This is a genomic window from Bradyrhizobium sp. SHOUNA76 (assembly GCF_023006445.1).
GTDB lineage: Bacteria > Pseudomonadota > Alphaproteobacteria > Rhizobiales > Xanthobacteraceae > Bradyrhizobium.
Genome location: NZ_JALBHA010000240.1, coordinates 1 through 9236, shown reverse-complemented (window position 1 = coordinate 9236; position 9236 = coordinate 1). Strand labels below are relative to the sequence as shown.

The following is a 9236-nucleotide window of genomic DNA, read 5'->3' as shown; positions in this document are numbered from 1 at the left end:
CGCTTGACGCGCGGCGACAGCACCGAGACCTGTGCGGGCGAGGCGGGCATGCCGGCGACGATCATCGCGGGCGCGGCCGACTGCTCCTCGACGCCCGTACCGCCGAGCACCTGCACCTGCGTCGCCGAGATCGGCAAGGACTTCACTTCGTAAGAGGGAAGCTCGGCGGCGAAGGCGCCGGCCGAGCTCGCAATCACGGCGCCGGCAACGGCAATTATTGTGAGAACACGCATTGGAAAATCTCCGTTGAAGATGTCAATCGGAGGTTTGGTCGTGGCGATGCCGGAACAGGTTCGCTCGTGTGCGAACATTCTCATCGCCTCCGGCGCACATATTGGTTGCTTGATGCGAAAGGACGAGCCGATGCAGAAGCTTTTCGCGCCAATGTTTCCGGACGGTTTCGCGGCAGAGCCGATGCGCATCGCTTAGGGCTCTTGCAGAGCAAGCTGCCGGGCTTTGACCGGCGCGGCGCCTTGGGGAAAGCGCAGGATCATGGTCGTGCCGCGGCCGGGCGCGGAAGAGATGATCAGCTCGCCGCCATGGGCAGCGATGATCTCGCGAACGATCGACAGGCCGAGGCCTGCGCCGTCGCCGGCGACGTTGCCGGTCTGAAACGGCTCGGTCAGGCCGTGTTCGGCGCCATCGGGCAGGCCCGCGCCGTCATCGTGAATGGAGATGCCATCGCGGCTGAGCGTGGCAACGATGCGTTGCGCGCCATGGGCGTGAATGATCACCTGATCGATAGTCAGTGATCGACCGGCTCGTCGGCGCTCAGGTCACCGGCGCCGGATTGAACAGCGTGAGGTCGTTGTGGATGCCCCAGCGATCCGACCACGGTTTTGTGCGGCCAGAGGCGACATCGAGGATCAGGCGGAACAGGTCCCAGCCGGTCTCCTCGATGGTCTTCTCGCCGGTGGCGATGCGGCCGGCGTCGAAGTCGATCAAATCCTTCCAGCGGCGGGCGAGCTCGCTGCGGGTCGCGACCTTGATCACGGGCGCTGCCGCAAGGCCGTAAGGCGTGCCGCGGCCGGTGGTGAACACCTGCAGCGTCATGCCGGAGGCGAGCTGGAGCGTGCCGCAGATGAAGTCGGAGGCCGGCGTTGCCGCGAACAGCATGCCCTTCTGCGTCGCCTTCTCGCCGGGCGAGAGCACGCCGGCGATGGCGGAGGAGCCGGACTTGACGATCGAACCCAATGACTTCTCGACGATGTTGGCGAGGCCGCCCTTCTTGTTGCCGGGCGTGGTGTTGGCGCTGCGGTCGGCGCCGCCGCGGGCCAGATAAGAATCGTACCAGGCCATCTCGCGCACCAATGCGCGCCCGACGTCCTCGTTGATCGCGCGCCGCGTGAGCAACTGGATGGCGTCGCGCACCTCGGTCACTTCGGAGAACATCACGGTGGCGCCGGCGCGCACCAGAAGGTCCGCGGCGAAGCCGACGGCGGGGTTCGCGGTGACGCCGGAGAAGGCGTCGCTGCCGCCGCATTGCAGGCCGATGACGAGGTCGGCGGCCGGGCAGGTCTCGCGGGCGCGCTTGTTGAGGATTTTCAGGCGCGCTTCGGCCTGGGTCATGATCGCGTCGACGATCGCGCCGAAGCCGTCGAAGGCCTCGTCCTGCATGCGCACGATGGCGTCGCTGACGCCTTCCGGCACCAGCCGCTCCGGCGCGAGCTTCTCGCAACCGAGGCCGACGACCAGGATCTCACCGCCGAAGTTCGGGTTCAGCGCGATGTTCTGCAGCGTGCGGATCGGCACCACCGCATCGGGCGCGGTGATGGCGACGCCGCAGCCATAGGCGTGCGTCAGCGGGACGACGTCGTCGACGTTGGGGTACTTCGGCAGCAGCTCGGCGCGGATGCGCTTCACGGCGTATTCCATCGTGCCCTTGACGCATTGCACGGAGGAGGAGATGCCGAGAATATTTTTCGTGCCGACCGAGCCGTCCGCATTGCGGAAGCCCTCGAAGGTGAAACCTTCGAGCGGCGGCAGCGGCGCGGGGACGGCAGTCGAGATTTCGAGCTTGTCGAGGTCAGGGGCCTCCGGCATGCGGATGCGCGCCTCGTCCACCCATTCCCCGGCCAGGATCGGCGACAGCGCATAGCCGATGATCTCGCCATAGCGGACGATCGGTTGATCTTGCGCGATATCGACCAGCGCCGTCTTGTGGCCCTGAGGCACGAAGGCGCGCAGCGTCAGTCCGCAGGCGAAGCGGGAGCCGGCGGGTAGCCCGAAATCATTGACCACGATCGCGACATTGTCGCGCTCGTTGAGCTTGATATAGCGGGGCTGCTCTTTCGCTGCGACGTCCTGGTCCATCTGCGCTTGCCTCCGAAACCGTAGGGTGGGCAAAGGCGCAACGCGCTGTGCCCACCATTCTTCACGTCAAACGTAGGTGGTGGGCACGCTTCGCTTTGCCCACCCTACGATGTCTCAGCCCGGGAACGTATAAGCCGTCTTCACCGTGGTGTAGAACTCGCGCGCATACGAACCCTGCTCGCGGGCGCCGTAGCTCGAGCCCTTCCGGCCGCCGAACGGCACGTGATAGTCGACGCCGGCGGTCGGCAGATTGACCATCACCATGCCGGACTCGCTGTTGCGCTTGTAGTGCGAGGCGTATTTCAGGCTGGTGGTGCAGATGCCGGAGGCGAGGCCGAACTCGGTGTCGTTGGAGATCGCGAGTGCTTCCTCGTAGTTCTTGGCGCGGATGACGGCGGCGACCGGTCCGAAGATTTCCTCACGCGCGATGCGCATGTTGTTGTTGGCTTCGGTGAACAGCGCCGGCTGGAGGTAGTGGCCGGGCGTTTCGCGCTTGAGCAGTTCGCCGCCCCACGCGAGCTTGGCGCCCTCGTCCTGGCCGACCTTGATGTAGCGCAGGTCCTGGTCGAGCTGGCTCTGGTCGACGACAGGGCCGATATGCACGCCGGCCTTGAGCGCGTCGTCCACCGACAGGCCCTTCAGCCGTTCGGCCACCGCCGCGACGAAGCGGTCGTGGATGCCTTCAGTGACGATCAGGCGGGAGGAGGCGGTGCAGCGCTGGCCGGTGGAGAAATAAGCGCCGTTGACGGCGACCTCGACGGCCGTCTTCAGGTCCGCGTCATCGAGCACGACCAGCGGATTCTTGCCGCCCATCTCGAGCTGGAATTTCTTCATCGGGTTCGAGAGCACGCAGGCCTGCGCGATCTTGCGCCCCGTTTGCACCGAGCCGGTGAAGGAGATCGCGGCCACATCCGGGTGGTCGAGCAGGGTCTGGCCGACCACGGAGCCGGAGCCGACCACGAGATTGAACACGCCGGCGGGAATGCCGGAACGGGTGATGATCTCGGACAGCGCATGCCCCGAGCCCGGCACCAGCTCGGCCGGCTTGAACACCACGGTGTTGCCGTAGCAGAGCGCCGGCGCGATCTTCCAGGCCGGGATCGCGATCGGGAAATTCCAGGGCGTGATCATGCCGATGACGCCGACCGGCTCACGGGTGAGCTCGACGTCGAGGCCGGGACGCACCGAGGCGCCCTTCTCGCCGATCAGGCGCAGCGCCTCGCCGGCGAAGAACGCAAAGATCTGGCCGGCGCGGGCGACCTCGCCGATGCCTTCCGGCAGGGTCTTGCCTTCCTCGCGCGCGAGCAGGCGGCCGAGCTCTTCCTTGCGGGCGAGGATTTCGAGGGAAATCTTGTTCAGCGCGTCATAGCGCACCTGCGGCGTCGATTGCGCCCAGGCTGGGAAGGCGGCCTTGGCGGCGGCGATCGCCTTCTCGGTCTGCGCCTTGTCAGCCTTGGCGTATTCGCCGACGACGTCGTTGGTGTTGGAGGGGTTGATGTTCCTGGTGACGCCGGAGCCGTCGACCCATTCGCCGCCGATGAAGTTCTTCAGGATCGCAGTCATGTATTCCTCCAGAGTTTAGCGCACGAGGCAGGGACGTTTGTCGTCAAAGGTCCAGCCTGGGATCAGGTCCTGCATGGCAATAGCGTCATCACGGGCGCCAAGTCCATGCCGCTTGTAGAGGTCATGCGCCGCGTCGATGGCCGCCCTGTCGATTTCGATACCCAGCCCCGGCCGGTCCGGGACGGCAATCTTGCCGCCCTTGATCTGGAGCGGCTCCCTGGTCAGCGCCTGGCCGTCCTGCCAGATCCAGTGGGTGTCGATCGCGGTGACCTTGCCGGGCGCGGCGGCACCGACATGGGTGAACATGGCCAGCGAAATGTCGAAATGGTTGTTGGAATGCGAGCCCCAGGTCAGGCCGTTGTCGCGGCAGGTCTGGGCGACGCGCACAGACCCCTGCATGGTCCAGAAATGGGGATCGGCCAGCGGAATGTCCACTGCGCCGAGGCGCAGCGCATGGGAGAGCTGGCGCCAGTCGGTCGCGATCATGTTGGTCGCGGTCGGCAGCCCCGTGGCGCGGCGGAACTCGGCCATGATCTCGCGGCCGGAGAAGCCGGCCTCGGCGCCGCAGGGGTCCTCGGCATAGGCGAGGATGCCGTGCATGCCCTTGCAGAGGCTGACAGCTTCGTCCAGCGACCAGGCGCCGTTGGGGTCGAGCGTGACGCGCGCGTTCGGGAAGCGCTTTGCGATGGCGGTGACCGCCTCGATCTCCTGCTCGCCGCGCAGCACGCCGCCCTTCAGCTTGAAGTCGGCGAAGCCGTAATGGTCGTGGGTGGCTTCCGCGAGTCGCACCACGGTCTCCGGCGTCATCGCCTCCTGATGGCGGAGGTTGAACCACTCCGGCTTGCCGGTCTCGCCCGCGACGTAGTCCAGCCTGCTCTTGCGGCGGTCGCCGACGAAGAAGAGATAGCCGAGCGTCTCGACGCTCTTGCGCTGCAGGCCTTCGCCGAGCAGCGCCGCGACCGGCAGGTTGAGGTGCTGGCCGAGCAAATCGAGTAGCGCGGATTCGATCGCCGTCACCGCGTGGATCATGACGCGGAGATCGAACGTCTGCTTGCCGCGGCCCCCGGAATCGCGGTCGGCGAAGGCGGTGCGGACGTCGGCGAGGATGTTGTTCATCGCGCCGACGGTCTTGCCGATGACGAGATCGCGGGCGTCCTGGAGCGTCTGCCAGATCTTCTGCCCGCCAGGCACCTCACCGAGGCCGGTGTGGCCGGCATTGTCGGTGAGGATGACGATGTTGCGGGTGAAGAACGGGGCGTGCGCACCGCTGAGGTTGAGGAGCATGCTGTCGCGGCCCGCGACCGGGATCACCTGCATCGTCGTGATAACAGGTGCGCCGGAAATATCAGTCTGGGCCATCGCACGCTCCTCGCTGTTGTCGTCCTATTCTGCAGCCTGTTGTGACGATCGGATGGCGGGCAGATTCTTCACCAGCGCGGTCACTTCCGCGATCTCCTGCTCGGTGAGGTCGGTCAGCGGCGGGCGGACCGGGCCGGAATCGCGGCCGATCACCTTCATGCCGGCCTTGATGATCGAGACCGCATAGCCCTTCTTGCGGTTGCGGATCGCGATCAGCGGCAGGATGAAATCCTTCAGCCCGGCCTGGATCGTGGCGTGGTCACGCTTGCGCACGGCCGTGTAGAAATTGGTGGCGAATTCCGGCACGAAGTTGAACACGGCGGACGAATAGGTCGTCACGCCCATGTCGAGATAGGGCAGCGCGAAGGTCTCCGCGGTCGGCAGGCCGCCGACATAGGTCAGGCGGTCGCCGAGCTTGGTGTAGACGCGGGTCATCAGCTCGATGTCGCCGATGCCGTCCTTGTAGCCGACGAGGTTCGGGCAGCGCTCGGCAAGGCGGGCGAGCGTGTCGGGCTGGAGAATCGCGTTGTCGCGGTTGTAGACGATGACGCCGATCTTCACCGAGGCGCAGACCGCCTCGACATGGGCGGCAAGGCCGTCCTGCTCGGCATGGGTGAGATAGGGCGGCAGCAGCAACAGGCCGTCGGCGCCGGCTTTCTCGGCACCCACAGCGATCTCGCGGGCGATCGCGGTGCCATAGCCGGTGCCGGCAAGCACGGGCACGCGGCCCTTGGTCTCCTCGACGGCAATCTTGACGACGTGCGGAACCTCGGTCGGCGTCAGCGAGAAGAATTCGCCGGTGCCGCCGGCAGCGAACAGGCCGGCAACGTCGTAGCCGCACAGCCAGTCCATGTTGGAACGGTAGGTCGCCTCGTCGAAGGAGTAGTCCGCCTTGAACGGCGTGACGGGAAAGGACAGGAGGCCGGATCCGATCTTCTTGGCCATTTCCTGCGGGGTCATCTTGCTCACGGGCGCTGCTCCCTTATTGCGTGTTGAGGAGGACGCGGGGTCAAAGCCTGCGCGTCCATGCGCCGTGGTTTAGGAGACCGTTCGATACGCGTCCAAGCCAAAGCCTATATCGACCGATGCGGATTGAGCATCAATCCTCCGCCACCTCCGTGGAGGACAATTCACCGGCGATTTTGACCAGCGCCGAGAGCAGCGGATTCTCGTCGTCGCGGCGCCACACCATGAACAGCTCGACCGGCACGCGGCCCCGCAGCTTCAGCGGACGCAGCCGGACGTCGGAGATCTTCAAGCCCGCGGCCGCAGCCGGCACGATGGCAAGGCCCAGGCCGGCGCGCACCATGGCCAGGATCGAGTGGATCTGGCTGAGGTGCTGGACATAGCGTGGCAGCACGTCGGCGCGGGTGAATTGCGCCACCAAGAGATCGTGGAAGTAGCGGCTCTCATAGGGCGAATACATCACGAAGGGCTGGTCGTCGAAATCCTTGATGGTGATGCTCTCGACGTTCGCCAGCGGATGCTTCTTCGGGATCGCGGCGAGGAGGGGCTCGGCGACGACGCGGCGGCTGGTGAGCTCGGGGCGCGCGATCGGCGGCCTGAGCAGCCCGGCGTCGATCTGGCCCGAGGTCAGCGCCTCGAACTGGTCGCCCGACACCATCTCCTTCAGCGAGAAGTCGACCTCGGGCAGCTTGGCGCGGCACGCCGCGACGAGCTCGGGGAGGAAGCCGTAAGCTGCGGCGGCCGTGAAGCCGATCTTCAGCGAGCCGGTCTTGCCGAGCGCGATGCGGCGGGCGACTTGCGAAGCGCTTTCCGCAAGCTTGAGAATGCGGCGCGCCTCCGGCAGGAAGCTGCGTCCCGCAGGGGTGAGACGGACCGAGCGGCTGGTGCGCTCCAGCAGCGGCGCGTCGATGATGTGCTCGAGCACCTGGATCTGCCGGGACAGCGGCGGCTGGGTCATGTTCAGCCGCGCGGCGGCGCGGCCGAAATGCAATTCTTCCGCCACCGTGACGAAACAGCGGAGCTGGTTGAGGTCGAACATCGATACATGCCTTAGATGGATAAGGCGTTTCCCCGGCACTTCTAGCATCGATTACCCCCGAAACAAAGACGGCGGCTGTGAAGCCGCCGTTAAGTTGCCTGGTCAAGCTCCCATGGGAGCCCTCAGGAGGAACGTTTGAGCGTCAAGCGCTCGATCTTGCCCACGATCACGAGATAGGCGAATGCGGCCACCAGCGCATTGGCGCCGACGAACACCAGCGCGCCGTTGAACGAGCCGGTCGCGGCCAGGATGTAGCCGATCACGATCGGGGTGGTGATCGAGGAAAGGTTGCCGAAGGTGTTGAACAGGCCGCCCGAGACGCCGCCGGCTTCCTTTGGCGAGGTGTCGGAGACGACCGCCCAGCCGAGCGCACCGATGCCCTTGCCGAAGAAGGCGAGCGCCATGAAGCCGACTACCAGCGCCTGTCCGTCGACATAGTTACAGGCGATGATCGACATCGACAGCAGCATGCCGCCGACGATCGGGATCTTGCGCGCCATGGTCAGCGAGCCGGTCCTGCGCAGGATCGCATCGGAGATGATGCCGCCGAGCACGCCGCCGATGAAGCCGCACAGCGCCGGCAGCGTCGCGACGAAGCCGGCTTGCAGGATCGACAGCCCGCGCTCCTTGACGAGATAGACCGGGAACCAGGTCAGGAAGAAATAGGTCAGCGTGTTGATGCAGTATTGGCCGAGGTAGACGCCGAGCATCATGCGGTTGGAGAGCAACTGGCGGATGTGGTCCCAGCCGGAGCCGGCCTCGGGCGCACGCTCGCGCGGCAGATCGTCCTTGGGCGCGTCGAGATCGACCAGCGCGCCGCCTTCCCTAATGTAGTCGAACTCCGCCTCATTGATCGAAGGATGCTCCTTCGGGCCATAGATGGTCTTGATCCAGACGAAGCCCATGACGATGCCGAGCGCACCCATCACGAAGAACACGAAGCGCCAGCCGTAAGAGTGCGCGATCCAGCCCATCAGCGGCGCGAAGATCACGGTGGCGAAATACTGTCCCGAGTTGAAGAAGGCCGACGCGGTGCCGCGCTCGTTGCTCGGAAACCAGGCGGCGACGATACGCGCATTGGCGGGGAAGGACGGCGCTTCCGCAACGCCGACAAGCAGGCGCAGCGCGAACAGCACGGCGACGGCCGTACCGGCGCTGAGGAAGCCGACCCAGCCCTGCATCAGCGTGAACAGCGACCAGATGATGATGCTGAAGGCATAGACGATGCGCGAGCCGTAGCGGTCGAGCAGCCAGCCGCCCGGTACCTGCGCCACGACATAGGACCAGCCGAAGGCCGAGAAGATCCAGCCCATGGCGACGGGATCGAGATGAAGCTCCTTGGAGAGCGCGGGGCCTGCGATCGACAGCGTGGCGCGGTCGGCATAATTCACGGTGGTGACCAGGAACAACATGGTCACGATGAACAGCCTGACGCGAGACCTCCTCGCATCCGCTGCGGACACCACTGCGCTCATCAGGCGCCTCCTTGAACTCGACCCGTTTCCCCGAGACGAGTCCTAGAGGCGCGCGCGGCGAAGTGTCCAAGTTCAAGGCAGTATCGATCGATGCCGTTTTTGGATTGATGGAACGGCAGGTCGGGGGAACGATGTGGGCGCGAGGAGAATGTGCGAGCGGTCGTGATGCGCAAGATGATGCCGCACGCACCGCGGTCATTCCCGGCGAAAGCGGGGAATCCAGTACGCCGCGGCTTCCCGGTTCAATCACGGCTGCCGCGGAGCACTGGATCGCCCGCCTGCGCGGGCGATGACAGTGAAGGTTTGGAAAGCGCACGCTACAAGCCCGTCATTGCGAGGTGCTCTTGCGACGACGCAATCCAGAGTCTTACAGCGGAAAGATTCTGGATTGCTTCGCTGCGCTCGCAATGACGGTGTGGGGAGAGCTCGCGCCTGCGCTACTGCCTTGCGCTCGGCAACAGCTGCGGCAGGAATCCGCGCGTCACGCCCGGCGGCGCGGCATCCAGCCCCAGCACGGTGCT

At 65.6% G+C, this 9236-nt stretch carries 10 protein-coding genes; 2 read left to right on the top strand and 8 right to left on the bottom strand.

The window, feature by feature from the left end; translation table 11 throughout:
* A partial coding sequence (locus MOV74_RS22515) for a hypothetical protein (protein WP_246927021.1) occupies nt 1-233 on the bottom strand: 233 nt, incomplete at its 3' end.
* 13 nt (nt 234-246) lie between these two features.
* On the opposite strand from MOV74_RS22515, the gene MOV74_RS22510 reads away from it, so the two are divergent.
* Nucleotides 247-429 (top strand): hypothetical protein, encoded by a 183-nt coding sequence (locus tag MOV74_RS22510; RefSeq protein ID WP_246927018.1) that lies wholly within the window; start codon nt 247-249, stop codon nt 427-429.
* On the opposite strand, the gene MOV74_RS22505 is transcribed toward MOV74_RS22510, so the two are convergent.
* The 7 genes from MOV74_RS22505 to MOV74_RS22475 all read right to left on the bottom strand — a co-directional run bounded on the left by MOV74_RS22505 (nt 426) and on the right by MOV74_RS22475 (nt 8715).
* Nucleotides 426-734 (bottom strand): sensor histidine kinase KdpD, encoded by a 309-nt coding sequence (locus MOV74_RS22505; RefSeq protein ID WP_246927016.1) that lies wholly within the window; start codon nt 732-734, stop codon nt 426-428. The genes MOV74_RS22510 and MOV74_RS22505 overlap by 4 nt on opposite strands.
* Before the next feature lie 37 nt (nt 735-771).
* Entirely contained in the window at nt 772-2313 is a 1542-nt protein-coding gene (gene garD / locus MOV74_RS22500) for a galactarate dehydratase (protein ID WP_246927013.1), read from the bottom strand.
* Nucleotides 2314-2427: 114 nt separating this feature from the next.
* A complete protein-coding gene (locus MOV74_RS22495) occupies nt 2428-3876 on the bottom strand; it encodes an aldehyde dehydrogenase family protein (RefSeq protein ID WP_246926999.1) in 1449 nt (482 codons plus the stop codon).
* Nucleotides 3877-3891: 15 nt separating this feature from the next.
* Complete coding sequence (gudD, locus tag MOV74_RS22490; RefSeq protein ID WP_246926995.1) at nt 3892-5235, bottom strand: glucarate dehydratase; 1344 nt, start codon at nt 5233-5235, stop codon at nt 3892-3894.
* A 24-nt stretch (nt 5236-5259) separates the two neighbouring features.
* The gene (gene kdgD, locus MOV74_RS22485; RefSeq protein WP_246926978.1) at nt 5260-6204 is read right to left on the bottom strand and encodes a 5-dehydro-4-deoxyglucarate dehydratase; all 945 of its coding nucleotides are present in this window, start codon (nt 6202-6204) and stop codon (nt 5260-5262) included.
* A 130-nt stretch (nt 6205-6334) separates the two neighbouring features.
* Nucleotides 6335-7240 (bottom strand): LysR substrate-binding domain-containing protein, encoded by a 906-nt coding sequence (locus MOV74_RS22480; protein ID WP_246926975.1) that lies wholly within the window; start codon nt 7238-7240, stop codon nt 6335-6337.
* A 122-nt stretch (nt 7241-7362) separates the two neighbouring features.
* Nucleotides 7363-8715 (bottom strand): MFS transporter, encoded by a 1353-nt coding sequence (locus MOV74_RS22475; protein ID WP_246926973.1) that lies wholly within the window; start codon nt 8713-8715, stop codon nt 7363-7365.
* A gap of 62 nt (nt 8716-8777) precedes the next feature.
* Between MOV74_RS22475 and MOV74_RS22470 the strand changes: the two genes are divergently transcribed.
* A complete protein-coding gene (locus MOV74_RS22470) occupies nt 8778-9008 on the top strand; it encodes a hypothetical protein (RefSeq protein ID WP_246926971.1) in 231 nt (76 codons plus the stop codon).
* Nucleotides 9009-9236: the final 228 nt, after the last annotated feature.